At 70.7% G+C, this 25,066-nt stretch carries 23 protein-coding genes and 1 riboswitch; of the genes, 6 read left to right on the top strand and 17 right to left on the bottom strand.

Annotation, left to right across the window (positions count from 1 at the left end; translation table 11 throughout):
- Positions 1 to 112: 112 nt before the first annotated feature.
- From ACFV6X_RS29650 to ACFV6X_RS29625, 6 genes are all read right to left on the bottom strand, one after another.
- Positions 113 to 523, bottom strand: a complete 411-nt coding sequence (locus tag ACFV6X_RS29650) for a VOC family protein (RefSeq protein ID WP_385388577.1) — start codon at positions 521 to 523, stop codon at positions 113 to 115.
- 105 nt (positions 524 to 628) lie between these two features.
- The gene (locus ACFV6X_RS29645; RefSeq protein ID WP_385388574.1) at positions 629 to 1,801 is read right to left on the bottom strand and encodes a hypothetical protein; all 1,173 of its coding nucleotides are present in this window, start codon (positions 1,799 to 1,801) and stop codon (positions 629 to 631) included.
- Positions 1,802 to 1,834: 33 nt separating this feature from the next.
- Positions 1,835 to 2,857: an NlpC/P60 family protein gene (locus ACFV6X_RS29640; protein ID WP_385388571.1), complete on the bottom strand. Its 1,023-nt coding sequence runs from the start codon at positions 2,855 to 2,857 to the stop codon at positions 1,835 to 1,837.
- Between the two features lie 246 nt (positions 2,858 to 3,103).
- Entirely contained in the window at positions 3,104 to 4,138 is a 1,035-nt protein-coding gene (locus tag ACFV6X_RS29635) for an NlpC/P60 family protein (protein WP_385388568.1), read from the bottom strand.
- Between the two features lie 240 nt (positions 4,139 to 4,378).
- Positions 4,379 to 5,728, bottom strand: coding sequence for an NYN domain-containing protein (locus ACFV6X_RS29630; protein WP_385388567.1), 1,350 nt, complete (start codon positions 5,726 to 5,728; stop codon positions 4,379 to 4,381).
- Positions 5,729 to 5,763: 35 nt separating this feature from the next.
- A complete protein-coding gene (locus ACFV6X_RS29625; protein ID WP_016639563.1) occupies positions 5,764 to 6,003 on the bottom strand; it encodes a hypothetical protein in 240 nt (79 codons plus the stop codon).
- Positions 6,004 to 6,176: 173 nt separating this feature from the next.
- On the opposite strand from ACFV6X_RS29625, the gene ACFV6X_RS29620 reads away from it, so the two are divergent.
- Together ACFV6X_RS29620 and ACFV6X_RS29615 are read left to right on the top strand one after the other, a co-directional pair.
- Positions 6,177 to 6,911, top strand: a complete 735-nt coding sequence (locus ACFV6X_RS29620; protein ID WP_385388565.1) for a rhomboid family intramembrane serine protease — start codon at positions 6,177 to 6,179, stop codon at positions 6,909 to 6,911.
- Complete coding sequence (locus tag ACFV6X_RS29615) at positions 6,908 to 7,189, top strand: Lrp/AsnC ligand binding domain-containing protein (RefSeq protein ID WP_365448457.1); 282 nt, start codon at positions 6,908 to 6,910, stop codon at positions 7,187 to 7,189. Before ACFV6X_RS29620 ends, ACFV6X_RS29615 begins: the two co-directional genes overlap by 4 nt.
- 92 nt (positions 7,190 to 7,281) lie before the next feature.
- Here the strand turns inward: ACFV6X_RS29615 and ACFV6X_RS29610 are convergent, their stop codons facing one another.
- From ACFV6X_RS29610 to ACFV6X_RS29585, 6 genes are all read right to left on the bottom strand, one after another.
- Positions 7,282 to 8,643, bottom strand: a complete 1,362-nt coding sequence (locus ACFV6X_RS29610; RefSeq protein WP_385388563.1) for an aminotransferase class V-fold PLP-dependent enzyme — start codon at positions 8,641 to 8,643, stop codon at positions 7,282 to 7,284.
- 162 nt (positions 8,644 to 8,805) lie between these two features.
- A riboswitch (SAM riboswitch) is annotated at positions 8,806 to 8,922 on the bottom strand.
- Between the two features lie 84 nt (positions 8,923 to 9,006).
- On the bottom strand, positions 9,007 to 10,071 hold the full coding sequence (gene trpD, locus ACFV6X_RS29605; RefSeq protein WP_385388560.1) for an anthranilate phosphoribosyltransferase: 1,065 nt from the start codon (positions 10,069 to 10,071) through the stop codon (positions 9,007 to 9,009).
- Between the two features lie 137 nt (positions 10,072 to 10,208).
- Positions 10,209 to 11,846, bottom strand: a complete 1,638-nt coding sequence (locus tag ACFV6X_RS29600; protein WP_385388557.1) for a cytochrome bc complex cytochrome b subunit — start codon at positions 11,844 to 11,846, stop codon at positions 10,209 to 10,211.
- Positions 11,843 to 12,892: a Rieske 2Fe-2S domain-containing protein gene (locus tag ACFV6X_RS29595; protein WP_385388554.1), complete on the bottom strand. Its 1,050-nt coding sequence runs from the start codon at positions 12,890 to 12,892 to the stop codon at positions 11,843 to 11,845. Before ACFV6X_RS29595 ends, ACFV6X_RS29600 begins: the two co-directional genes overlap by 4 nt.
- The gene (locus ACFV6X_RS29590; RefSeq protein WP_365448447.1) at positions 12,889 to 13,701 is read right to left on the bottom strand and encodes a c-type cytochrome; all 813 of its coding nucleotides are present in this window, start codon (positions 13,699 to 13,701) and stop codon (positions 12,889 to 12,891) included. The genes ACFV6X_RS29595 and ACFV6X_RS29590 overlap by 4 nt, the downstream gene beginning before the upstream one ends.
- Positions 13,702 to 13,765: 64 nt before the next feature.
- Positions 13,766 to 14,386 carry a heme-copper oxidase subunit III gene (locus ACFV6X_RS29585; protein WP_385388552.1) on the bottom strand — a complete coding sequence of 207 codons (621 nt, stop codon included), beginning with the start codon at positions 14,384 to 14,386 and terminating at the stop codon, positions 13,766 to 13,768.
- 192 nt (positions 14,387 to 14,578) lie between these two features.
- Here ACFV6X_RS29585 and ACFV6X_RS29580 point away from each other — a divergent pair, with 192 nt between their 5' ends.
- Positions 14,579 to 14,980, top strand: a complete 402-nt coding sequence (locus tag ACFV6X_RS29580) for a hypothetical protein (protein WP_385388550.1) — start codon at positions 14,579 to 14,581, stop codon at positions 14,978 to 14,980.
- A 99-nt stretch (positions 14,981 to 15,079) separates the two neighbouring features.
- On the opposite strand, the gene ACFV6X_RS29575 is transcribed toward ACFV6X_RS29580, so the two are convergent.
- The 4 genes from ACFV6X_RS29575 to coxB form a co-directional block, all read right to left on the bottom strand.
- On the bottom strand, positions 15,080 to 16,342 hold the full coding sequence (locus ACFV6X_RS29575; protein WP_385388549.1) for an Ig-like domain-containing protein: 1,263 nt from the start codon (positions 16,340 to 16,342) through the stop codon (positions 15,080 to 15,082).
- Between the two features lie 140 nt (positions 16,343 to 16,482).
- Positions 16,483 to 16,881, bottom strand: coding sequence for a cytochrome c oxidase subunit 4 (locus tag ACFV6X_RS29570; protein ID WP_385388546.1), 399 nt, complete (start codon positions 16,879 to 16,881; stop codon positions 16,483 to 16,485).
- On the bottom strand, positions 16,878 to 18,611 hold the full coding sequence (gene ctaD, locus ACFV6X_RS29565; RefSeq protein ID WP_385388544.1) for a cytochrome c oxidase subunit I: 1,734 nt from the start codon (positions 18,609 to 18,611) through the stop codon (positions 16,878 to 16,880). Before ctaD ends, ACFV6X_RS29570 begins: the two co-directional genes overlap by 4 nt.
- The gene (coxB, locus tag ACFV6X_RS29560) at positions 18,608 to 19,567 is read right to left on the bottom strand and encodes a cytochrome c oxidase subunit II (protein ID WP_385388542.1); all 960 of its coding nucleotides are present in this window, start codon (positions 19,565 to 19,567) and stop codon (positions 18,608 to 18,610) included. Before coxB ends, ctaD begins: the two co-directional genes overlap by 4 nt.
- Positions 19,568 to 19,882: 315 nt before the next feature.
- Between coxB and ACFV6X_RS29555 the strand changes: the two genes are divergently transcribed.
- Positions 19,883 to 21,259: a cysteine desulfurase/sulfurtransferase TusA family protein gene (locus tag ACFV6X_RS29555; RefSeq protein ID WP_385388540.1), complete on the top strand. Its 1,377-nt coding sequence runs from the start codon at positions 19,883 to 19,885 to the stop codon at positions 21,257 to 21,259.
- Here ACFV6X_RS29555 and ACFV6X_RS29550 read toward each other — a convergent pair whose 3' ends face one another.
- On the bottom strand, positions 21,260 to 22,234 hold the full coding sequence (locus ACFV6X_RS29550; RefSeq protein WP_385388537.1) for a carbohydrate kinase family protein: 975 nt from the start codon (positions 22,232 to 22,234) through the stop codon (positions 21,260 to 21,262).
- Between the two features lie 184 nt (positions 22,235 to 22,418).
- On the opposite strand from ACFV6X_RS29550, the gene ACFV6X_RS29545 reads away from it, so the two are divergent.
- Both ACFV6X_RS29545 and ACFV6X_RS29540 read left to right on the top strand, forming a co-directional pair.
- Positions 22,419 to 22,628: a hypothetical protein gene (locus ACFV6X_RS29545; RefSeq protein ID WP_385388534.1), complete on the top strand. Its 210-nt coding sequence runs from the start codon at positions 22,419 to 22,421 to the stop codon at positions 22,626 to 22,628.
- A gap of 115 nt (positions 22,629 to 22,743) precedes the next feature.
- Positions 22,744 to 25,026, top strand: a complete 2,283-nt coding sequence (locus tag ACFV6X_RS29540; protein WP_385388531.1) for a hypothetical protein — start codon at positions 22,744 to 22,746, stop codon at positions 25,024 to 25,026.
- The last annotated feature ends 40 nt before the right edge of the window (positions 25,027 to 25,066 follow it).

The raw sequence follows: 25,066 nt of genomic DNA, 5'->3' as shown, positions 1-25,066 counted from the left end.
GGCGGGGCCGCCGTCGCGGGCTCCGCGGGCGTCGCCTGGCTCGATCCAACCAGCTTCGTGCGTGGCACGGGACGGCGCTTCGCCGGCCCGGACATCCGTCCAGGTCACGGGCTCAGCGGAGTTCCTGGATCCGGATCATGTTGCCCGCGGGGTCGCGGACGGCGCAGTCCCGCACGCCGTACGGCTGCTCGGTCGGCTCCTGCACGAGCTCGGCGTCGCCGGCCCGCAGCCGGGCGAAGACGGCGTCGAGGTCGGGGGCGGCCAGGAGGATCCCGGCGTAGGTGCCCTTGGCCATCATCTCGACGACGGTGCGCCGCTCGTCCTCGGTGACGCCGGGGTCGGCGGCCGGCGGCTGGAGCACGAGGGAGGTGCCGGGCTGCCCGGCGGGGCCGACCGTGATCCACCGCATTCCCCCGTGGCCGACGTCGGCACGGACCTCGAAGCCGAGGGTGTCCCGGTAGAAGGCCAGGGAGGCGTCGGGGTCGTCGTGCGGCAGGAAGCTCGCGCGCAGGGAGATGTCCATGCCCGTCACGCTAGGCGGGACCCGGACCGGGGCGCTTCTCGATTCCTGACCGCTTCCCGGACCGGCCCGTCCCGGACCCGACCGTCCTGGCCCGTTTCGCGCGCCTCAGCCGAGCTCAGCCCGCAGATACTCCTGCCACAGCGCGGTGAACTCCTGTGGTGTGGTCCCCAGGACGTCCGCCGTCGCGGCGTCCACGCCGTCGGCCGCCACCGAGCGGTAGAACTCGCCCAGCCGCCGCTCGCCCCACCGCTCCGCGATCAGCCGGCCCGCCAGCCAGCCGCCCTCGTAGGCCTGGGCCAGCGCGGTCGCGTCGCCGGTGAAGCCGAAGGCCGCGTCGTCCGGCAGTGCGGACGGGACGTCCCCCGCGGCCACCGCGCGGGCCAGCTCCGGTGCGGCCTCGGCCGGGGTGCGGCCGCTGTCGCGGTAGCCGATCCAGTCGGCGTACCCCTCCGACAGCCACAGCGGGGTGCCGGTGCCGGTGTGGACGCGGGTGGCGACATGGGTGGTCTCGTGGGTGAGGACCACCTGCTTTCCGACGGAGCCCAGGACGCCGTACGCCTCGGGGTTGACGATGATCCGGTCGGCGGGCGCCCGTGGCGCTCCCGTCTCGCCGGTCGTCACGGCGGCGATCCCCCGGTACGAGGAGGCGGGCGAGTCGAGGAGCCCGGCCATCGCCTCCAGCGACTCGGGTACGAGCACGACGACGCGCCCGCTCCAGTCCGTCCCCCACGCCCGCGACACCGCGGGGACGGCCCGGTCCCCCAGGTCCGCGTAGGTCCCCAGCGTCTCCCGTGACTGACCGGCCCCGAGCACCAGGGTGTGCTCGCCGCGGACGGCGGTCACCGCGCCCCGGTCCCACAGCTGCTCGGGGGACCGCGGCGCGGGCCGGTCGGAGGTGACGGACCACCGGCCACCCGCGTCCCGGGTCAGGCCCAGGGTGCGCCGCGCCGACACGGGCGCCTTGTCGAACCCGTCGATCCGGTAGCGCAGTTCGGCGTCGGCGGTGGCCCGGTCGCCGGTGTGGTGCAGGGCCGTCACCCGGTACGACCAGTCCGCCAGCGGCAGCGCCCGCACGGCGGCGAACCCGGCCGCCGACCCGGTGCGCCGGTACCCGCTCTCGTCCCTGCCGAGGACCGCGGCCGCCCGCCGGTCGAGCAGCCGCTGCACGTCGTCGCGGGCGGTGTCGGCGACGGGGCCGTGCCCGCAGCCGACCAGGGCGACGAGCAGCAGACAGAGCGCCACCACCGAGGAACCCGACGCCCGCCTTCGACCTGCCACGTTCCCGATCGTACGGGGGCCGGCGGCGCCGGGTCAGACCCTGGTGACCCCCGAGACCGGCATCATGCCGACCGGGTCGTAGCGCACCGGCGCGCCCGGATAGGGGGCGTGGACGACCTGGCCGTTGCCCATGTACATCGCGACATGGCTGGCGTCGCCCCGGTAGGTGATCAGGTCGCCGGGCCGGGCCTCGGAGAGCGGGACCTGATGGCCGGCCACGCGCTGGGCCTGCGAGGTGCGCGGCAGCGCGATCCCGGCCTGGGCGTACGACCACTGCATCAGCCCGGAGCAGTCGAAGCCGCCCGGCCCTGACGCGCCCCAGACGTAGGGCCTGCCGAGCGCGGCACGGGCGGCGGCGACCGCGGCGGCGGCCCGGCCCGAGGCGGGGGCGGCCTCCCCGAGGTCGGGCATGGCGTAGCGGCCGGAGCGGGAGGCCCGGTCGTAGGCGGCGCGCTCACCTTCCGGGAGGGCGTTGAGGAGCTCACGGGCCGTGGCGAGCTTCCTCTCGACGGTGCGCTTGTGGGAGGCGACGGCCTTGCGGCTCTTCTCCAGTTCGCCGAGCTTCTCGGCGGCCCGGGTGCGCTCCTGGGTGAGGTCGCGCATGGCCTCCTGGAGCTCCCTCAGCTGCGCGGCCTGGTGGACGGTGATCCGGTCCAGGGCGGCGGCCTTGTCGAGGTAGTCCTCCGGGTCGTCGGAGAACAGCAGCGCGAGGGAGGGGTCGAGGCCGCCGGAGCGGTACTGGGCCCCGGCCAGCGAACCCAGCGCGTCCCGCATGGAGTTGATGCTCTCCTGCTGGCGGGCGATCCGGTCCTGTGCCCGGCCCACCTCCCCACGCAGCGCGTCGGCGCGCTCGTCGGCCTTGTTGTAGGCCTCGGTGGCCTTCTCCGCCTCCGCGTAGAGGCGGTCCACCTCGGAGCGCGTGTCGTCGTGCGGAACGGCGTGCGCCGGGACGGCGGCGAAGGCGGCCGCGGCGGCGGACAGCACGCCGACGGCGAGACGGGCCACGCAGGCGCCCCGGTCGGACCCGGACGGTGCAAGGCGGCGATGGGACCCCACGGGAAGCCGCGCTCCTTCCACTGGCGGACAGGAAAATCCCCCGACCCCGGGCGGCGGCCCGGTGGTGGGGGAAACGCGGCAGACAGTAGCCCCGCCGTGGGGCAGCGGCCAAAGGCCTCGGCGGGCACACAACGTGACACCCCGCCGCTGACGCAGGTCACCGGCGGGGTGTGGGGTCACAGCCCGTTCCCGTAATTCGCCCGAACGGGCGGTACGGAGTCCTGATCTCGAAGGGGCCGGGAGGCCTCAGATCCGGACGCCGAACTGGTACGGCATGTTGTTGATCGACTCGTAGCGCACGACGGTGCCGCTGCGCGGGGCGTGCAGTACCTGGCCGTTGCCGGCGTAGAAGCCGACGTGGTGCAGGTCGCCGTAGAAGATCACAAGGTCGCCGACCTGGAGGTCGCTCTGCGAGTAGATCCGGGTGCCGGCGTTGGCCTGCGCCTGCGAGGTACGCGGGATACCGATACCGGCCTGGGCGAAGGCCCAGGAGGTCAGGCCCGAGCAGTCGAACGAGGACGGGCCGGAGGCGCCGTAGACGTAGGGCGAGCCGATCACGCTCTGGGCGGCGGCGTAGGCCGAGGACGCGCGGCCGGTGGCGGGGGCGCCCGAGCCACCGAGGGCGGTGCGCTCGCTGGCCCGGCTGGCCCGGTCCTCCTCGGCCGCCAGGGCCGCCTTCTCGGCGGCGGTGAGGGAGTTGAGCAGCTTCTGCGCCTCGGCGAGCTTGCCCTGCACCTGGCTCTTCTTCTTGCCCAGCTCGCTGCGGGTGGTGGCGAGGTCCTTGAGCTTGTCCGAGGCCTCGGCGCGGTCCTGGGCGAGTACGCGCTGCTTTTCCTGGATCTTCTTCAGCGACTCGACCTGCTGGGCGCTCAACTGGTCGAGGGTGGAGGCCTTGTCGAGGTAGTCGTCCGGGTCGGCGGAGAGGAACAGCTGCAGGGAGGGGTCGATGCCGCCCGAGCGGTACTGGGCGCTGGCCATCGAACCCAGGCCGTCACGCAGCTCGTTGACCTCTTCCTGGCCACGGGCGACGTTGTCCTGGATCGTGGAGATCTCCTTCTGGAGCTTCTCCTGCTTCTCCTTGGCGCCGTTGTACTTCTCGGTGGCCTGCTCGGCCTCCTCGTAGAGCTTGTCGACCTTGGCCTTGACCTCGTCCTTGCTCGGCTTCTCGCTCGGCGCGGCGTTGGCGGCCTGCGAGCTGAGGGCGACGGCAGCGGCGGCTGCGGTGGTCAGCACGGTCACACGGGTGCGACTCGGCTGCTTGGGTCGACGGTGGGACGCCACGGGGGCAATCTCCTTCTTGTGAGTGATCACCCGATCGGAGGTTCGAGGCCAGACCCTAGTGACCCAGCTGTGATCAGATCAAATCCTCACATGAAAAATCTCGGTGACCGAGCGCATCCTTTACCTACAACTCACGTGCAGTGATGCATGTTGACGCTACGTTGCGTGACGGTCCCATCAATTCGGGCATTCCCGGGGCACATTGGGCGGTTGGGACTTAGGTTGCGCAAGGGGCGCGTCTCAGCTGCGCGAGAGCCGCTTCAACAGTACCGCCGACGCCACCGGCCGCGCCCCGGCCCGGGCCACCCCGTCGGCCACCTCACGGTCGGTCGAGACGACGATGACCGGCCGCCCGGGCGGCTCGGCGCGCACCAGTTGGCGGATCAGCTCGTCGGCGGTGACGCCCGGCTTGGAGAACAGCACCCGCACGCCGCGCGGCGGCGCCAGCAGCACCGGCGCGGCCAGTTCGGCGCCGTCGAAGACACAGGTCACCTCGGCGCCGGACTGCGCGGCCAGCTGCGAGAGCTGCCCGAGCAGCCTCAGCCGCTGCTTCTCCAGGGGCATTTGGGGATAGCCGGTCTTGGTGACGTTGTAGCCGTCGACGACCAGATGGGCCTGCGGCAGCGCGAGGAGCTGGTCGAGGACCGCGGGGTCGCTGTCGGACAGCGCCCGCGCGGCGATGTCCTTCGGGGTCATTCGTCCCGGTTCGACCGCGTCCACGGTCTCGGCGGGGCGCACGGACACCGGCGGCAGCGCCAGTTCCCGCCGCAGCCCCTGCGCCGCGTCGAGCACGGTGTCCAGCAGCAGCCGCACCCGCATGTCCTCGACGCTGCGACCCTCGCGGGCGGCCCGCCGGGTGGCCTCCAGGGAGGCCTCGACCTCCCCCAGCCGCGCCTTCAGCCGCCGCGTCTCGCTCTCGGCGGCGGACACCTGGGCGTGCCCCTCGGCGCGTACGGCCTCCATCTCGCTCTGCACCTTGCGCAACGCCGCCTCGCCGCGCTTGACGTCGCTGAACGCGGCCCGCAGCTTGCGGTGAAGCGATTCGGCTTCCTTGCGGGCGCCGTCCAGCTCGGTGCGCAGCCGCTCGGTCTCGACGCGGGTGTGGTCGCGGGCGGCGGCGAGTTCGGCGCGCAGTCGCTCCAGTTCGGCGCGGCTCTCCTCGTCCGCGCGCTCGGCGTCGGCACGCTGGGCCTCCTCGCCGGCCGCCGCGACCAGCTTCACCCAACCGGTCGGGCGCAGCACGTAGGCGGCGGCCGCCACGTCCAGCGGGTCCGCGGCCGGGGGCGGCGAACCGGCGGCCAGGGCACCGGCCAGCTCGGGCTGGGTCTCGCGGAACTTCTCCCCGATGCGCTGCCGGAACAGCGGGTCGGTCTCCAGCGCCGCGGCCATCGCGTTGCCGGCGAACTTGACCCGGCGATTCGGGGCGAACCGGGCGTACTGCCGCAGCTGTGCGGGCAGTTCGGCCATCGTCAGGCCGCCGAAACCGTCGGAGACGATCTGCACGACCTTCCGGCGCACGCCGTCGGGCAGCGGACGGTCGAGCACCTCAGCGGCGCCGTCGCCCGGCCCCCCGCCTGCGGTCTCCACCATCCGTCACCCCACTACCCCTTCGGGGCCGGTCCCTGTCAGGAGCCGGCGCCCGGCCTGTCCACGAGTTCCACCTGATCCACGGCATTGCACCACCGGCACCGCACCGACTCGATGGTCTCACTGACCACCTCGCGTTCCTCGACCTTCGGCGCACCGGCGAGATCGAGGTGGACGTACTCGACGACCTTCGAGGAGCGCGTCACGTCGAAGCGCGTCAGATTGCCGCAGAGGGTGCAGCGCCACCGCGTGGTGTCCGTCGGCAGGGGAACCGTCATCGTGGCTGTTCGCTTTCCTTCTAGTTTCGGTGATGCGTCGTTTCCGTGCTGCGCCAGATTCCCTGGAGCGTGTGGCTCGTAACCCTACGGCCTGGCGGGTCCTCGACGCCCGTCCGTCCCGGGCGGCGAGGCGGTCTGCACGGTTGCGTCCACTTACGTCATGCTCTGTGTCCATGATCAGCTTCTGGAGCACGGCGGGCCGCCGGACAGGCCCCCGACGGCAGGCGCCGGTGATGTACGCACTGATCGTCCTGTGCTGCCTGATCTTCCTGATCGGCCCCGCCTCGGGCCTGAATCCGGTGTACGGCCTGGGCGACGAGCTGCTCGCCGCGCAGCGGGCGTACTTCCGCCGCTGGGGGGTGGTACCCGCAGAACTGTTCGAGGGTTCCCCCCGGGCCGTCCTCACCCCGGCCACGGGCCTCTTCGTGCACGGCACCTGGGTGCATCTGCTCGGCAACATGCTCTTCCTCTACGTCTTCGGCGTGATGACCGAGGAACGGATGGGCCGCGTCGAGTTCACCCTCTTCTACCTCGGCTGCGGCTACCTCGCGCTGCTGGGGTACGCGGTGGCCAACGCCGACTCCGAGCAGTCCCTGGTCGGCGCGTCGGGAGCGATCTCGGCGGTCCTCGGCGCCTTTCTCTTCCTCTTCCCCCGGGCCCGGGTGACCAGCCTTCTGCCGTTCCTGTTCTTCCTGCCGCTGCGCTTCCCGGCCTGGGTGGTGCTGCCCTTCTGGGTGGCTCTCCAGTGGCTCGCGGCGGGCCAGGCCTCCAGCGGTCCCGGGGTGGCCTATCTGGCCCACCTGGTGGGCTTCGGCCTGGGCTTCGCCTACGCGTGGGCGCGATTCGGCCGTACGACTAGAGTGAAGCCCGCCCCTGCTCCGGCCCCCGAGGGAGAGAACCAGCCGTGATCACCGCGATCGTCCTGATCAAGACCAGCGTGGACCGGATCCCCGAGATCGCCGAGCAGATCGCCGCGCTGGACTCCGTCAGTGAGGTCTTCTCGGTCACCGGCACCTACGACCTGATCGCCATGGTCCGGGTGAAGCAGCACGAGAACCTCGCCGACGTCATTCCCGGCAGCATCAGCAAGATCGCCGGCGTGGAGGCGACGGACACCCACGTGGCGTTCCGTACGTACTCCCAGCACGACCTGGAGGCGGCGTTCGCGATCGGGCTGGACAGCTAGCCCCCGGACACCGCCCCTAGGCGTCGAGCCGCGCGGCGGTGATCCCGCCGGGATCACACGGCGGGATCACACGGCGGGATCACACGGCGGGATCACACGGCGGGGACGCAACGGCCTTCCACCGTGCGGTATTTCCACTTCGCGCCGTCTCGGACCAGTTCCCGCACCGCCCCGACGAACCGCTCGACATGCTCGTCCGGCGTCCCCGCGCCGAAGCTCACCCGGACGGCGTTCAGCGACTTCTCGCCGGGAGCCGCCTCGGGGGCACCGCACTCGCCCTGGGTCTGCGGGTCGCTGCCGAGCAGCGTACGGACGAGGGGGTGGGCACAGAAGAGCCCGTCGCGGACGCCGATGCCGTACTCGGCGGAGAGGGCGGCGGCGAGGTGCGAGCTGTTCCAGCCCTCGACGACGAAGGAGAGCACCCCGACGCGCGGGGCGTCGTCGCCGAACAGGGACAGGATCCGGACCTCGGACACCCCGGCGAGGCCGTCGCGGACCTTGCGGATCAGGCGCTGCTCCCGGGCGACCAGGGTGTCGTATCCGGCCTCGGTGAGGGCCTTGCAGGCCGACGCGACGGCGTAGGCGCCGATGACGTTCGGCGAGCCCCCCTCGTGCCGGGCGGCGCTGTCGTGCCACTCCACGTCGACGCCGCCGTCGGCACGCCGGGCGACCGTGCGGCTGGCACCGCCGCCCGCGAGGTACGGCTCGGCCTCGCGCAGCCAGTCGGCCCGGCCGGCCAGCACGCCGGAGCCGAACGGGGCGTACAGCTTGTGCCCGGAGAAGGCCACCCAGTCGACGTCCAGCTCCCGCACGGAGACCGGGTGGTGCGGCGCGAGCTGGGCGGCGTCCAGCACGATCCGGGCGCCGTGCGCGTGCGCGGCCGCGGCGAGCTCCCGTACGGGCCACAGTTCGCCGGTGACGTTGGAGGCGCCGGTGACGCAGACCAGGGCCGGGCCGCGGGACCCGCGCCCGGCCAGCGCGCGCTCCAGGGTCCGCACCGCCTGCTGCGGGGTGCGCGGGGCGTCGAGGTAGGTGACGTCGGCGTCCCGCCAGGGCAGCAGGGAGGCGTGGTGCTCGGTCTCGAAGACGAAGACCTGGCAGCCGGCGGGAAGGGCGCCGGCGAGCAGGTTGAGCGAGTCGGTGGTGGCCCGGGTGAAGATCACCTGGTCGTCGTCACGGCAGTCGAGGAACTCGGCGACGGTCCTGCGGGCGTTCTCGAAGAGGTCGGTGGACAACTGGGAGAGATAGCCGGCACCGCGGTGGACACTGCCGTAGTACGGCGCGTAGGCCGCCACGTCGTCCCAGACGCGCTGGAGGGCGGGGGCGCTGGCCGCGTAGTCGAGGGCGGCGTAGGTGACTTCGCCCCCGGTGACGAGCGGGACGGTCACGTCCCGGCCCAGAACGGGCAGCGGGGCACAAACGGACTGGCCGGCGGCAGCGGTGGAGACGGACATGGGTGTACTCCCGTAAGACAGACGGAGACCACCACGCGAGCGGCACGCTCGAGCGCGGAGGTGGAAGGAAAGAGGGGTGCGGAGGCGGGGCTCTGCGGCCCTATCGCATTCGCTGGCTCACGGAAGGCTCCCTCGACGACCAGGACCCCTGGTGACGCGAGGGGTCCGCGCTTGTCGTAGACCTTGCTGCCTACGACCTGGTCCTCACCCGGGGCACCCCGCCACGGACGGAGGGTTGCCGGACAGCCGGCCGGGGCCTTTCAGCTGTCGCTCATGACCTGGTACAGCATCCTGCCACATGATCTTCGGCTCGCAAGGCGCGGTCCAGAATCCGGACCGCGCCCCGCGTCACCGCACGCGGCCTCAGGCGTTGCTCGCCGCCACCCAGCGGTCCAGCACCCGCCTGGCGGCACCCGAGTCGATCGCCTGCGCCGCCCTCGCCATCCCGGCGCCGATCTGCTCGGCCAGCGGCCCGTCGCCGGGCTCCAGCGCCACCAGCGCCGCCGCCGCGTTCAGCAGCACGGCGTCCCGTACGGGGCCCGGCTCGCCGTCCAGCAGGCGCCGGGCGACCTCGGCGTTGTACGAGGCGTCCGCGCCGCGCAGCGCCTGAACCGGCACCAGGTCGATGCCGACCTCGCGCGGGTCGAAGGACTCCTCGGTCACCTTGCCGTCGCGGACCACCCACACCCGCGACGTCGACGTGGTCGTCAGCTCGTCCAGGCCGTCGTCGCCGCGGAAGACCAGCGAGGAGTTGCCGCGCCCGGCGAAGACACCGGCGACGATCGGCGCCATCCGGAGGTCCGCGACACCCACCGCCTGCGCCTTGACCTTCGCCGGGTTGGTCAGCGGGCCCAGGAAGTTGAACGTCGTCCGGATGCCCAACTGGCCTCGCGCCGCCGCCACATGACGCAGTGCCGGGTGGAACTTCACCGCGAAGCAGAAGGTGATCCCCGCCTCCTCGGCGACCTCGGCGACCCGCCGCGGTGTCAGTTGCAGATTGACGCCCAGCTTCTCCAGCACGTCGGAGGCTCCGGAGGCGGAGGACGCGGCCCGGTTGCCGTGCTTGACGACCTTCGCGCCCGTACCGGCGATGACGATCGCCGACATGGTGGAGATGTTCACCGTCTTCGCGCCGTCGCCGCCGGTCCCGACGATGTCGACCGTCTCGCCCGGCACCTCGATGACGTTCGCGTGCTCGTACATCGTGCGCACGAGCCCGCTGATCTCCTCGACGGTCTCGCCCTTGGCCCGCAGCGCCACCGCGAAGCCGGCGATCTGCGCGTCCGTCGCCTCGCCCCGCATGATCAGGTCCATCGCCCAGGCGGTGTCGTCGGCGCTCAGGTCACGGCCGTCCAGCAGGCCGTTCAGCAGGGCGGGCCAGGAGCGGCCCGCCGCGGTGTCGCCTCCAGCGGGGGTCACAGCGCTCATAAGCCGCTCCTGGTCCAGTCCCGTCGTACGGGACACTTGTCTCGAACTGGGTCCACCCTATCCAGCCCCGGGCACGGCGAAGGGCCCCGTCCGAACACCGGACGGGGCCCTTCGCCGTGGCGTGGCGAGTGCGGCGATCAGTGGTGGCCGTGGCCGCTCGTGATCTCCTTGTACTCATCGACGGTGGGCTTGGGGATCTGGGCGTCCTCACCGTAGTAGGAGTTGCTGAGCTTGGCGCGCAGCTTCTCGGTGCCCGTCACCTTGCGCTCGACGCCGTTCTCGTCGACCGCCGGGCCGATCTCGGCCGGCTGGTACTGCTCGTGTGCCGTGAGCGTGTACAGCGCCTCCTGGCTGAGCGGCTCGTGGACCTCGATGAACTCACCGTGCGGCAGGCGCTTGATGGTGCCGGTCTCCCGGCCGTGCAGCACCTTGTCCTTGTCCCGGCGCTGCAGGCCGAGGCAGATCCGCTTGGTGACGACGAAGGCGAGGACCGGTCCGGCGAAGAAGCCGATCCGGACGAACCAGGTGACCGCGTTGATCGACAGGTGGAAGTGCGTGGCGACGATGTCGTTGCCACCGCCGATCAGCATGATCATGTAGCCGGTGACCCAGGCGACACCGAAGGCCGTACGGGTCGGGGCGTTGCGCGGGCGGTCCAGGATGTGGTGCTCGCGCTTGTCGCCGGTGACCCACGACTCGATGAAGGGGTACAGGGCGATCACGCCGAGGAACAACCCGAACAGCACCAGCGGGACGAACACGCCCAGGACCAGTGTGTGGCCCCAGAAGTTGATCTCCCAGCCGGGCATGGCACGGACGAGGCCTTCGGCGAAGCCCATGTACCAGTCGGGCTGGGCGCCCGTGGACACCTGGTCCGGCCGGTACGGGCCGAGGACCCAGATCGGGTTGACCGACGCGATGCCGGCCAGGGCCGAGATGGCACCGAAGACCAGGAAGAAGAAGCCTCCGGCCTTGGCCGTGTAGACCGGCAGCAGCGGCATGCCGACGACGTTCTTGTTCGACTTGCCGGGGCCCGCGAACTGCGTGTGCTTGTGGTAGAAGACCAGGATCAGGTGGCCGACCACGAGCCCGAGCATGATGCCGGGCAGCAGCAGGATGTGGATCGAGTAGAACCGGGCGACGAAGTCGGTCCCGGGGAACTCCCCGCCGAACAGGAACATCGAGATGTACGTGCCGACGATCGGCACGGACAGGATCGCGCCCTGGGTGAAGCGGACACCGGTGCCGGAGAGCAGGTCGTCCGGGAGCGAGTAGCCGGTGAACCCGGTGAACATGCCGAGGACGAAGAGCAGGAAGCCGAACAGCCAGTTGATCTCACGCGGCTTGCGGAACGCGCCGGTGAAGAAGACACGCATCATGTGCACGAACATGCCGGCGAGGAAGATGATCGCCGCCCAGTGGTGGATCTGCCGGATCAGCAGACCGCCGCGCACGTCGAAGCTGATGTCCAGGGTGGAGGCGAACGCCTCCGACATCAGCTGGCCCTGCAGCGGGACGTAGCTGCCGTGGTACTCCACCTCGTTCATCGACGGGTGGAAGAACAGCGTCAGGTACACACCCGTGAGGATGATGATGATGAAGCTGTACAGGCAGATCTCGCCCAGCATGAAGGACCAGTGGTCCGGGAAGATCTTGCGCATGTTGGCCTTGGCCAGGGAGTAGATCCCGAGCCGGCCGTCGGCCCAGTCGGCGACGCGTTCGCCGGCCGGCGCCTTCCCGCGAGAGCGGGAATCGGAAGTGGTCGTAGTGCTCATCCGCGCTCCCAGAATGCAGGACCGACGGGCTCTTCGAAGTCGCCGAGCGCCTCGAGGTAACCCTCGTCGTTCACGCCGATCCGCAGCTGCGGAAGGGCGTGGCCGGCGGGGCCGAAGATGACCCGGGCACCGTCGGACAGGTCGAAGGTGGACTGGTGGCAGGGGCACAGCACGTGGTGCGTCTGCTGCTCGTACAGCGAGATCGGGCAACCGACGTGGGTGCAGATCTTCGAGTACGCCACGATGCCCTCGTGCGACCATTCGAGCTCGCGCTTGTCCTTGATGTCGCCCGGCTGCAGCCGCACGATCATCAGGGCCGCCTTGGCGATCTCGTTCTGGAAGTCGTGGTCGTGCTCCTCCAGGCCCTCGGGCTTGGCGAACGTGAGCGAACCGACGATGACGTCCGAGGGACGCAGCGGCTCGTTCGTGTTCATGTTGACGAGGAGCTTGCCCTTCTTCCACAGGGTGTGGCGGAGCTTGTCCTCGGGCAGCGGACCCAGGTCGCGCAGCAGGACGACGCCGGACAGCGGCACCAGCGTGAGCGCGCCGAACATCGTGTTGCGGATCAGCTTGCGACGGCCGAGCGCGGATTCCTTGGCACCCTGCTTGAAGTCCGCGTGGACCTTCGCGCGGACCTCGGGGGAGGCCTCGATCGGGTGACGCTCGTCGGCGATCTCCACGTCGGACATCAGGGTGCGGGCCCAGTGGACCGCGCCCGCGCCGATGCAGAACAGCGCGAGACCCAGGGTCAGGCCCAGCGCGAGGTTCAGGGCGCTGACGTGGCCGAGCGGCCAGACGTAGACGGCCTTGTCGACCGGCACCGCCACGAACGCGGCGATGAAGGCCACCGTGGCCAGCATCGACAGCGTGAACAGCATGGCCACCGCGCGCTCGGACCGCTTGGCGGCCCGCTCGTCGATGTCCTGGACCCGGTGCTCGTGCGGGGGCAGACCGGGGTCCGCGAACGGGTTCTTCTCGTCGGCGACGTCGACCGCGCCGGCCCGCTTCGCGGGCAGGTTCTCTTCTGGGATGTCTTGGCTACTCATGACTTCTTGGCCTTTGCGGTCCGGGCGGCGACCCACACGGCGACGGCGATCAGGCCACCGAGACCGAAGATCCAGCCGAACAGGCCCTCACTGACCGGCCCGAGGCCGCCCAGCTCCAGACCGCCGGGGCTCTCCGTCGTGGAGCTGTTGACCGCCTCCAGGTACGCGATGATGTCCTTCTTGTTCTGCTCGGACAGCGTCGTGTCGGGGAAGGAGGGCATGTTCTGCGGGCCGGTCTGCATGGCCTCGTAGATGTGCTTCGGGTCGACGCCTTCCAGAGACGGCGCGTACTTGCCCTCGGTGAGCGCACCGCCCTTGCCGGTGAAGTTGTGGCACTGCGCGCAGTTGGTGCGGAAGAGCTCGCCACCCTCGGCGATGTCCGCGCCCTCCGTGCCGTACTGCTCCTTGGTCGGGATGTTCGGCCCGGCGCCGAGCGAGGCGACGTAGGCCGCGAGCTGGTCGATCTCGGCCTGCGTGTAGATGACCTTCTTCTTCGGCACCTGGGCGCCCTGGGAGGTCGCCGCCGGCATGCGGCCGGTGCCCACCTGGAAGTCGACGGCCGCGGCGCCCACGCCCACCAGGCTGGGACCGTCGGAGGTGCCCTGACCATCGGTGCCGTGACAGCTGGCGCAGCCGACGGCGTAGAGCTTCTTGCCCTCGTCGATGGCGAGGGACTGGGCCGTTTCGTCGGCCTGCGCCTTGTCCGCGGGCGCGAACACGGCGTACAGCCCCCCAGTGGCCGCCAGCGCAAGGAGTAGGACGACGACCGCCGCCAGCGGATGGCGTCGTCGTGCGGAGAGCTTTTTCACGGATTACCCCGGTGTCAGGATCTTCTGCGTCGAGTCTTCTGGAATGCGCGGGAGCGGGTCCCGGCTACTTGATCATGTAGATCGTGGCGAAGAGGCCGATCCAGACGACATCGACGAAGTGCCAGTAGTAGGACACGACGATGGCGGCGGTCGCCTGCTCGTGGGTGAACCTCCGAGCCGCATAGGTACGGCCGAGGACCAGCAGGAAGGCGATGAGTCCGCCCGTCACGTGCAGGCCGTGGAAGCCGGTGGTCAGGTAGAAGACCGAGCCGTACGGGTCGGAGGAGAGCGAGAGGCCCTCGTGCTTCACCAGCTCGGTGTACTCGTAGACCTGGCCGCCGATGAAGATCGCACCCATCACGAAGGTGACGATGAACCACATCCGGAGCTTCTTGACGTCACCGCGCTCAGCGGCGAACACGCCCAGCTGGCAGGTGAGGGAGGAGAGCACCAGGATCGTGGTGTTGGTCGCCGAGAACGGGAAGTTCAAGGCCGAGGCCTTCTCATGCCAGAACTCGGGACCGGTCACCGATCGCAGGGTGAAGTACATCGCGAAGAGGGCCGCGAAGAACATCAGCTCGGAACTCAGCCAGATGATGGTTCCGACGCTGGTGAGGTTCGGCCGGTTGACCGACGGGTGCGCGTGCCCGGTATCTACTGTCGTTGCTGTCGCCACGACCGACATTATGTCGGTCGCTTATCCCGCCCTCACTCCGGGGGGTGCCGTTCGGAGTGTCCGCAGCGTGTGTACTGCCCGGATGGCCCAGGGAAGGCGTGTCCGAACCGGTGTTGACGAGGTGTTCAAAGGAGTAGCATCCGCCGCATCGGGCCGTTCCGTCCCGGCCTTTGCGTACGACGCCGACGTCTCGGAGGAAGCATGCAGCCGACCGCCACGGTGCTGGTCTACAGCGACGACTCCAACACCCGCGCCCAGGTGCGGCTGGCCGCGGGGAAGCGGCCCGCGCCGGACGTTCCGGTGGTGGAGTACGTGGAGTGTGCCACCCCCGCCGCCGTCCTCAAGGAGCTGGACAAGGGCGGGATCGACGTCTGCGTCCTGGACGGTGAGGCCGTGCCCATGGGGGGCATGGGAGTCTGCCGGCAGATCAAGGACGAGGTGTTCGCCTGCCCGCCCGTGCTGTTGCTCATCGGGCGGCCGCAGGACGCCTGGCTGGCCACGTGGAGCCGGGCCGACGCCGCGGTGACCCTGCCTGTGGAGCCGGTGGAGTTCGCGAACGCCCTGGCCGCCCTGCTGCGGGAGAAGAAGCTCGCGAGCGCCTGAGGGGGCGGGGGCGACAGGTTTCGGGCGGCTGCGGGCCTTGTGTGGCCTGTCGCGTGGTTTCCCCGCGCCCCTGAGGGGCGTTCGTTCCTCCGCCGGGCCTCAGACGGTCTCGGGCTGCAGCCTGACCCGCTCCGTCTCCGCGGGGCCCTCGGGGTTGCCGGTGACCAGGGCGCTGCCCTTGCGCCAGTTCGCCCACTCGACGTTCCAGTCGCCGAAGCCGTTGCCGAACGGTTCCATCGTCTTGCCGTAGGAGTTGACGACCTGGACGATGTCGCCGGGGCGGACGGTCTCGTAGAACCATGAGGCGTTGCTGGTGTTCATGCCGACGCAGCCGTGGCTGACGTTGGCGGAACCCTGGTCGCCGACCGACCAGGGGGCGGCGTGCACGTACTCGCCGCTCCAGGTCACCCGGGTGGCGTAGTAGACGGGCAGGTCGTACGACTCGGACGTGCCGTCGGCGATGCCGACGGTGGTGCCGCGCATGCGTACGAAGTACTCCTTGCCGATGACCACCTTGACCCCGTTGCGGGTCTCGAAGCCGGGCTTGCCCATGGTGATCGGGATGGAGTTGATCTCCTTGTCGTTCTTGTAGATCGTCATGTAGTGGCTGCCGCCGTCCGCCACGGCGACGATCCGGTCCCCCGTGGTGATCTTCAGGGGCTTCGCGGTACCGCCCCACAGCCGATCGCTGATCTTGATGCCGTCGAGGTTGCTGCGCACCTGGAGGGTGGCGTTGACGGGCCAGTACTCCTTGGGCCGGTAGTGGAGTTTCTTGTCGTCGACCCAGTGCCAGGAGCCCTCCACGACGATGCTGGAGTCCACCTTCAGGCCGCGTTCGACGATCGCGCGCTGCGCCTTGTCCTTGACGGGCTGGCTCAGGTCGGCCGTGATGGGCTGGCCCACGCCGTACTTGCCCGCCTCGGGGCCGAAGGTGACGTTGAGTCGCTTCTGGGTGCGGGGCTTGCCGGTGTCGAAGGTGACGACCCGTCGGCCGGGTGCCCCGTCCTCGTCCTCGGTGCTCACCCGGACCGTGTAGTGGGCGTTGGCGGCCAGCGGAGAGGTGCTGTGCCAGCGGCCCCCGTCGGCGGAGAGTTCACCCGAGACATGGCGTCCGGCGGCGTCCACGGCCGTGACGTCCGTGATCCGGCCCTCGGAGCCCTCGGAGGTGATCTCCAGGGGCTTGTCCGGGTCCGCCTTCTTGCCGGCCTTGGTGGGGCCGCTGAAGGAGATGTGCTCCGCCGCGTCGTACGGCGTGGCGGACAGCGGGTTGCCGTCGCTGCTGCAGGCGGTGACGCCCGCGCCGAGGGCGATCACCACCAGCGTGCAACCGGCGATTCTGCGGGTGCGCGAGGAGTGGCTCATGCCTTCACGCTAGGAAGATTCGTCAATCTCGGCGCGGTGAGTCATCCGGACGAGGGACACCGTGGGTGTGAAACGTGCAGAACGAAGGAGCCCGGACCCTCCTGACGGAGAGACCGGGCTCCTTGAGCGCTCGGCGCGTCCTACTGGGTGCGGCTCTCACCGCGGTAGTACTCGAAGACCCAGCCCCAGATGCCGATCAGGATCAGCGGGGCGGAGAAGTACAGCAGCCACCAGCCGACCGCGACACCCAGGAAGGCGAGGGCGCCACCGATGCCGAGGGACAGCGGCTGCCAGCTGTGCGGGCTGAAGAAGCCCAGCTCGCCCGCGTCGTCCGCGACGTCGGCCTCCTTGTTGTCCTGGGCACCCGCGTCGACCCGCCGGGCCGTGAAGCCCAGGTAGAACCCGATCATGATGGACAGACCGAAAGCCAGGAAGAGGGCGGTGGTGCCGGCCGGCTCCTTCGACCACAAGCCATAGACGATCGCCATGGCCAGGATGAAGACGCTCAGCCACATGAACATCTTGCCCTGGATCTTCACTTACCGGCCTCCTTGCTACCCGCCAGGGCGCTGGCACCGTGTCCGCCATGACCGAGCTCCTCGAGCGCGGCGATGTCGGGGTGGTGCAGGTCGAACGCCGGGGATTCGCTGCGGATCCGCGGCAGGGTGAGGAAGTTGTGCCGCGGCGGCGGGCAGGAGGTCGCCCACTCCAGCGAGCGACCGTAGCCCCAGGGGTCGTCGACGCCGACCGGCTTGCCGTACTTGGCCGTCTTCCACACGTTGTAGAAGAACGGCAGGACCGACAGGCCGAGCACGAACGAGCTGATCGTCGAGACCGTGTTCAGGGCGGTGAAGCCGTCGGCCGCCAGGTAGTCGGCGTACCGGCGCGGCATGCCCTCGGCGCCCAGCCAGTGCTGGACCAGGAAGGTGCCGTGGAAGCCGATGAACAGCGTCCAGAAGGTGATCTTGCCGAGCCGCTCGTCGAGCATCTTGCCGGTCCACTTCGGCCACCAGAAGTGGAAGCCGGAGAACATCGCGAAGACGACGGTGCCGAAGACGACGTAGTGGAAGTGCGCCACCACGAAGTACGAGTCGGAGACGTGGAAGTCCATCGGCGGCGAGGCCAGGATGACACCGGTCAGACCACCGAAGGTGAAGGTGATCAGGAAGCCGGTCGCCCAGAGCATCGGTGTCTCGAAGGACAGCGAGCCCTTCCACATCGTGCCGATCCAGTTGAAGAACTTCACACCGGTCGGGACGGCGATGAGGAACGTCATGAAGGCGAAGAACGGCAGCAGCACACCGCCGGTGACGTACATGTGGTGGGCCCACACCGTCACGGACAGACCCGCGATCGCGATGGTCGCCGCGATCAGACCCGAGTAGCCGAACATCGGCTTGCGGGAGAAGACCGGGATGACCTCACTGATGATGCCGAAGAACGGCAGCGCGATGATGTACACCTCTGGATGCCCGAAGAACCAGAAGAGATGTTGCCAGAGCAGTGCTCCGCCGTTGGACGCGTCGAAGACGTGGGCACCGAACTTGCGGTCCGCCTCCAGCGCGAACAGCGCGGCCGCCAGGACCGGGAAGGCGAGCAGGACCAGGACACCGGTCAGCAGCACGTTCCAGGTGAAGATCGGCATGCGGAACATCGTCATGCCGGGGGCGCGCATGCAGATGATGGTGGTGATGAAGTTGACCGAGCCGAGGATGGTGCCGAAGCCGGAGAAGGCCAGACCCATGATCCACATGTCGGCGCCGACACCCGGCGAGCGGACCGCGTCCGACAGCGGGGAGTAGGCGAACCAGCCGAAGTCGGCAGCGCCCTGCGGGGTGAGGAAGCCGGCCACCGCGATCAGCGAGCCGAACAGGTAGAGCCAGTAGGCGAACATGTTCAGCCGCGGGAACGCCACGTCCGGCGCGCCGATCTGCAGCGGCATGATCCAGTTCGCGAAACCGGCGAACAGCGGCGTCGCGAACATCAGCAGCATGATCGTGCCGTGCATCGTGAACGCCTGGTTGAACTGCTCGTTCGACATGATCTGCGTACCCGGACGGGCGAGCTCGGCGCGCATGAAGAGCGCCATCACGCCACCGATGCAGAAGAACGCGAACGACGTGACCAGGTACAGCGTGCCGATCGTCTTGTGGTCGGTGGTCGTCAGCCACTTGACGACCACGTTGCCGGGCTGCTTGCGCCGCACCGGCAGCTCGTTCTCGTACGAGCCGGCCTCGGCGGCACCCGCGGGTTCGTTGAGGATGCTCACAGTTGGTTCGTCTCCCGGTTCTTCTCGTGAGGCGTCTGCTCGATGCCCGCGGGAACGTAACCGGTCTGCCCCTTCTTGGCGAGGTCCTTGAGGTGCTGCTCGTAGCGCTCCGGAGAGACGACCTTCACGTTGAACAGCATCCGGGAGTGGTCGACGCCGCACAGTTCGGCGCACTTGCCCAGGAAGGTGCCCTGCCTGTTGGGGGTCACCTGGAAGGCGTTGGTGTGGCCGGGGATGACGTCCTGCTTCATCAGGAACGGCACCACCCAGAAGGAGTGGATGACGTCACGCGAGGTGAGCACGAAGCGGACCGTCTTGCCCTCAGGGAGCCAGAGGGTGGGGCCCGGGTTGCCCGTCTGCGGGTTCCGCTCCCCCGGCGTGCCGCAGGCGTAGACGCCGCCGGCGTCGGCCGGGAACTCCTTCTTGTAGCGGTCCGGAATGGCGTTCAGTTCCTTGGAGGTCTTGGCGTCCCCCGTGGAACCTTCGACATTCTCGATGTAGTTGAAGCACCAGCTCCACTGGAAGCCGACCACGTTGACCGTGACGTCGGGCTTCTTGGACATGTCGAGGAGCTTCGTCTCGTCGCGCGCCGTGAAGTAGAAGAGGACCGAGACGATGATGATCGGGACCACCGTGTACAGCGCCTCGATGGGCACGTTGTACCTGGTCTGCGGAGGAACCTCGATCTTGGTGCGGCTGCGCCGGTGGAAGATGGCACTCCACAGAATGAGGCCCCACACCAGCACGCCGACGGCGAGCGCGGCAGCCCAGGAGCCCTGCCACAGGGAGAGGACGATCGGCGCCTCTTCCGTGGTGGGGGTGGGCATACCAAGGCGGGGGAAGTCCTCCCATGTGCAACCGGTGGCGGTCGCCAGGACCAGGCCCGCGGTCAGTGCCTGCAGCAGCTTCCGCCGCATCGGGCGCCGCGGCGAGCGGTCGGAGCCGTTGGGACTCACGTAGCGCCTTCCCGAGAGTCTCGCCCGCGCTGTCGGCTGCGGCCTTCTCGCTGGTCGGTCGCCGCCCTGCGTCGGGCAGGGGTTTGGATGTTTATGCGGACCAAACCCTAGCCGACGCCCTCCGGGGGTTCGCGGGGAGGGTGCCCGAACGCGCCGCCGGGTCAGCCGAAGGAGTCGGTTGCCCGGCTCCTGCCCGTTCTCCGGGGGGAGTTCCGGGCGTCTGACGACCCGGAAGCACGGCTTGTCCGGCGGGTACGGGCGCATCGTGGCTGGTCGCGCGGTTCCCCGCACCCCCAGGGGCGTTAGCGTGGTTGTGTGGCTTACTTCGACGCCGCTTCCGCGGCCCCCCTTCATCCCGTTGCGCGGCAGGCGCTGCTGGCCTCTGTTGACGAGGGGTGGGCCGATCCGGCGCGGTTGTACCGGGAGGGGCGGCGGGCCCGGATGCTGCTGGACGCGGCGCGGGAGGCGGCGGCCGAGGCGGTGGGGTGCCGGCCGGACGAGCTGGTGTTCACCCCCTCCGGAACACGCGCCGTGCACACGGGGATCGCGGGTGCGCTGGCCGGACGTCGCCGCGCCGGGCGTCACCTGATCGTGTCAGCGGTCGAACACTCCTCGGTGCTCCATGCGGCGGAGGTGCACGAGAAGGACGGCGGTACGACCACTCAGGTGGCGGTGGGCCGTGAGGGCGCGGTGCGCGCACAGGGGTACGCCGAGGCGCTGCGGCCCGACACCGCGCTGGCGTGTCTGCAGTCGGCCAACCACGAGGTGGGGACCGTGCAGCCGGTGGCCGAGGTGGCGTCGGTGTGCCGGGCGGCCGGGGTGCCGTTGCTGGTGGACGCGGCGCAGTCGCTGGCGTGGGGGCCGGTGGCGGGCGACTGGTCGCTGCTGACGGCCAGTGCCCACAAGTGGGGCGGGCCGTCGGGGGTGGGACTGCTGGCGGTGCGCAAGGGGGTGCGGTTCGCGCCGCAAGGGCCCTCGGACGAACGGGAGTCGGGGCGGGCCGCCGGGTTCGAGAACATCCCGGCGATCGTCGCCGCGGCGGCCTCGCTGCGGGCCGTGCGGGCCGAGGCGGCCCAGGAGGCGCTGCGGCTCCGGGAGCTGACGGACCGGATCCGGGCGCGGGTTCCGGAACTGCTCGGGGATGTCGAGGTGGTGGGCGATCCGGCGCGGCGGCTGCCGGGGATCGTCACCTTCTCCTGTCTCTATGTCGACGGGGAGACCCTGCTGCACGAGCTGGACCGCGCCGGGTTCTCCGTCTCGTCCGGATCGTCCTGCACGAGCAGCACGCTGACGCCGAGCCATGTGCTGAAGGCGATGGGGGTGCTGAGCGAGGGCAACGTGCGGGTGTCGCTGCCGCTCGGGGCCGCGGCGGAGGACGTCGACCGTTTCCTCCAGGTGCTGCCGGGGGCCGTCGCGGGGGTCCGGGAGAAGCTCGGGGCGCCGGCGCCCAGCACGGTCGTCCGGGACGACGCGCTCGTCGTGGACGCGGTGGGCAAGCTCTGCCCCGTCCCGGTGATCGAGCTGGCCAAGGTCATCGGGGAGGTGCCGGTGGGCGGCACGGTCCGGGTGCTCGCGGACGACGAGGCGGCCCGGCTGGACATCCCGGCGTGGTGCGCGATGCGGGGCCAGGAGTACGTGGGTGAGGAGCCGGCGGACCGGGGTACGGCCTACGTGGTCCGCCGGCGGGCGTAGTCAGCTCAGGTGCGTCCGGACCTCGGCGGCGGCGTCATGGCCGTACGCCTTGGTGAAGCGGTCCATGAAGTGGGCGCGGCGCAGGGCGTACTCCTGGGTGCCGACCGTCTCGATGACGAGCGTGGCCAGCATGCAGCCGACCTGCGCGGCGCGCTCCAGGCCCACGCCCCAGACCAGGCCGGACAGGAAGCCTGCGCGGAAGGCGTCGCCGACGCCGGTGGGTTCGAGCTTGCGCTCCTCCTCCGGGCAGCCGACCTCGATCGGGTCCTCGCCGGCCCGCTCGATGCGCACGCCCCGGGCGCCGAGGGTGGTGACGCGGTGGCCGACCTTGCCGAGGATCTCCTCGTCGCTCCAGCCGGTCTTCGACTCGATGAGGCCCTTCTCGTACTCGTTGGAGAAGAGGTACGTCGCCCCGTCCAGCAGGATGCGGATCTCCTCGCCGTCCATGCGGGCGATCTGCTGGGAGAAGTCGGCGGCGAACGCGATGTTCCGGGAGCGGCACTCCTCGGTGTGCCGGAGCATCGCCTCCGGGTCGTCGGCGCCGATCAGGACCAGGTCGAGGCCGCCGACCCGGTCGGCGACGGTCTTCAGCTCGATCAGGCGGGCCTCGCTCATGGCGCCGGTGTAGAACGAGCCGATCTGGTTGTGGTCGGCGTCCGTGGTGCACACGAAGCGGGCGGTGTGCAGGGTCTCGGAGATGCGCACGGAGGCCGTGTCGACGCCGTGCCGGTCCAGCCAGGCGCGGTACTCGTCGAAGTCGGCGCCGGCGGCGCCGACCAGGATGGGCCGGGTTCCGAGCTGGCCCATGCCGAAGGCGATGTTGGCGCCCACGCCACCCCGGCGGACATCGAGCTTGTCGACCAGGAACGACAGCGAGACCGTGTGCAGCTGGTCCGCGACGAGCTGGTCGGCGAAGCGGCCGGGGAAGGTCATGAGGTGGTCGGTGGCGATGGAGCCGGTGACTGCGATGCGCACGGCGTGGAATCTCCCGAGTGGAGGGGGTTGACGATTCACGCTACCGGGTTGCGGTGGCGCGGTTGAAGCGGATGGCCGGATGGGCACGAAGCGCCGGCCAGAGGGTGCGGGCGGCTTCGAAATGACTAAAACTACCTGATAGTAGATCTTTCTTCGCCTACCCCGACGTGCCTACGGTGCCGCTATGACGAAACTCGACGCCTCGGTTCCCACCTCCGTCGACCTGGAGGGTGACCTGGCCTCGCTGCGAGGCGACTGCGCCCGGATGGTCCCGCACTGGTCGGCACCCGACCGGCACGCCGCCCGCCCGGTTCCGCCGTCGCTGATCCACGGCGTGACCGTGCCGCCGAGGTCGGCCCGTCTGCTGGACGCGATGTCCGACTACGGCGACTGAGCCGGCCCACGCCGGGAACCGCGCGCTCCCCCGCTGCGTCCCATCGCTGTCCCCCGTAAAGGGGATACGGGATACGACCCACCAGCGTGAGCTGTGCAGCCGAAGGAGCGATGCGGTGAACACCGAGCGACCCGACAACGACGACGACGTCGCGGGCGGGACCGGCGCCGCCGAGCGGAACGCCGACGGGCAGGACGCCGCGCGCACCTCCCCGGACACCTCAGGCACCCAGGACGCGCAGGCCACGGAGGACGTGCAGAGCCCGGAGGGCACGCGGGCACCGGAGGGCGCGGAGGCGGCGGAGCAAGCACGGACTTCAGAGGAAGCGGGGGCGGCCCCGGAAGAGGCGCGAGCCCCGGAAGATGCACGGAACTCGGAGGAGGCGCGAGCCCCGGCGCAGGATCCGGACGAAGTGCGGGCCCCGGAAGACGCGGAAGCCTCCCCGGAAGGTCTCGCTCCGAGAGGCGCGCAAGCCTCAGAAGACGCACAGGACCCGGACGAGGCGCCGACCTCGGAAGAGGGACGGAGCCCGCAACAGGCCTCGGAAGAGGCGCAGGCCCCGGAAGAGGCGCGGGCCCCGGAGGGCCACACCGTCCCGGGCGACGCGCAGGCCCCGGAGCCGGACAACGAGCAGAGCTCGGAGCCGGACGACGTACACGCCCCGGAGCCGGACGACGCGCGAGGCTCGGAGCCCGACGACGCGCGGGCTCCGGAGGGCGTCGGTGTCGGCCTTGAGGGCCAGGACGTCGCCCGCTTGGACCACGGGAGCGGCGACGCGCAGACCTCGGAGCCGGACGACGTACACGCCCCGGAGCCGGACGACGCGCGAGGCTCGGAGCCGGACGACGTACACGCCCCGGAGCCGGACGACGCGCGAGGCTCGGAGCCGGACGACGCGCAGGCCTCGGAGGGCGTCAGGGTCGGCGCTGGGGGACGTGGCCTCGGCCGGTCGGATCACGGGAGCGGGGGCGCGCAGCGTGCCCCAGGGGCCGCCCGGCGTCGCTCCCCCGTCGTCATCGCCTGCGTGGCCGCCGCCGTGCTGCTGGCCGGGGGTGGCGGCGCCTACCTCGCGGCCTCGGCCGGTGGTGGCACCGGCTCCGGTGCCCCGGCGGGGAACGCCACTCCCCCGCCGCTCGCCCTCGACGGCTACTCGTCATCCGGCGCCCCGAACGGCATCGCCCCCGGCGAGCCCGACCCGAACGGCGTCACCTACAAGGCCGACGGCACCCTCCCGGAGGGCCCCGGCTCGGCGGCCGTGCACTGGCCGAGGGGCGAGGTCACCGAGGAGGACGTGGTGCAGCTCGCCGGCGCGCTCAGCCTCGACGGGACGCCCGTCGCCGAGGGAACGGCCTGGCGGATCGGGGGCCGCGACGGCCAGGGCCCCAGCCTCCAGGTGAACCGGGAGGCGCCCGGCACCTGGACGTTCCACCGCTACCACCCCGGAACGGACAACTGCCGAAGCTTCACGGTGTGCGCCAAGGGCCCTGCGACGGGTTCCGAGGAGCCGGTGAGCGAGGCGGCCGCGAGGAAGGCGGCCGCGCCGATCCTGAAGGCGGTCGGGCAGGACTCCGCCAAGGTGGAGGCCGGCCTGGTCATGGGCGCCCGGCGGGTGGTGAACGCCGACCCGGTGGTCGGCGGGCTGCCGACGTACGGCTGGCCCACCGGCGTCACGGTCGGCGCCCAGGGCGACGTGGTGGCCGCCAGCGGTCAGCTGACGGCACCGCAGAAGGGGGCGACGTATCCCGTGCTCAGCGCCGAGCGGACGCTGGAGCTGATGAACGGGGCGCAGGAAACCGCCCCGCGGGCCGGCATCGGCGGCTGCGCCAGTCCCGTGCCGCTGGAGGGTGAGCAGCAGTCGGCGCCCTGCGGGGACGCGCCGAGCGTTCCGCAGCGGGAGCAGATCGCCGTCGAGGACGCGGTGTTCGGGCTGGCCTCGCACTCCGTGGGCACCCGGCCGGCGCTGGTGCCGGCCTGGCTGTTCGAGGTGCGGGCGCCGGGGGCGCAGGACAGCTTCACGGTGACGTATCCGGCGATCGACCCGAAGTACCTGAGCCCGGCGCCGCCGGAGGGGCAGCCCAGCCCCCGGCCGTCCGAGCCGGGCGCCGAGCCGAGCACCCGGGACGTCCGGGTGGAGGGCTACACCGCCGAGGGGCGGGAGCTGACCGTGAGCTTCACGGGCGGGGTGTGCGCCGACTACAGGGCGAAGGCGGCCGAGGCGCCCGGCGAGGTGACCGTGACGGTGACCGAGAAGCCCTGGAAGGACAAGGTCTGCATCCTGATCGCCAAGGTCCAGCACCGGACCGTGCAGCTGGAGCAGCCGCTCGGCGACCGGAAGGTGGTCGGCACGGACGGCAGGGCCGTGCCGCTGGAGAAGCCGGGGGCGCGGCTGCCCCGGTGAACCGACACATGAAGGCGGCGGCCCCCTCGCAGGGGGCCGC

This window comes from Streptomyces sp. NPDC059861, assembly GCF_042731435.1.
Lineage (GTDB): Bacteria > Actinomycetota > Actinomycetes > Streptomycetales > Streptomycetaceae > Streptomyces.
The sequence above is the reverse complement of the archived record's forward strand: the minus strand, read 5'-3'. Positions and strand labels throughout refer to the sequence as shown.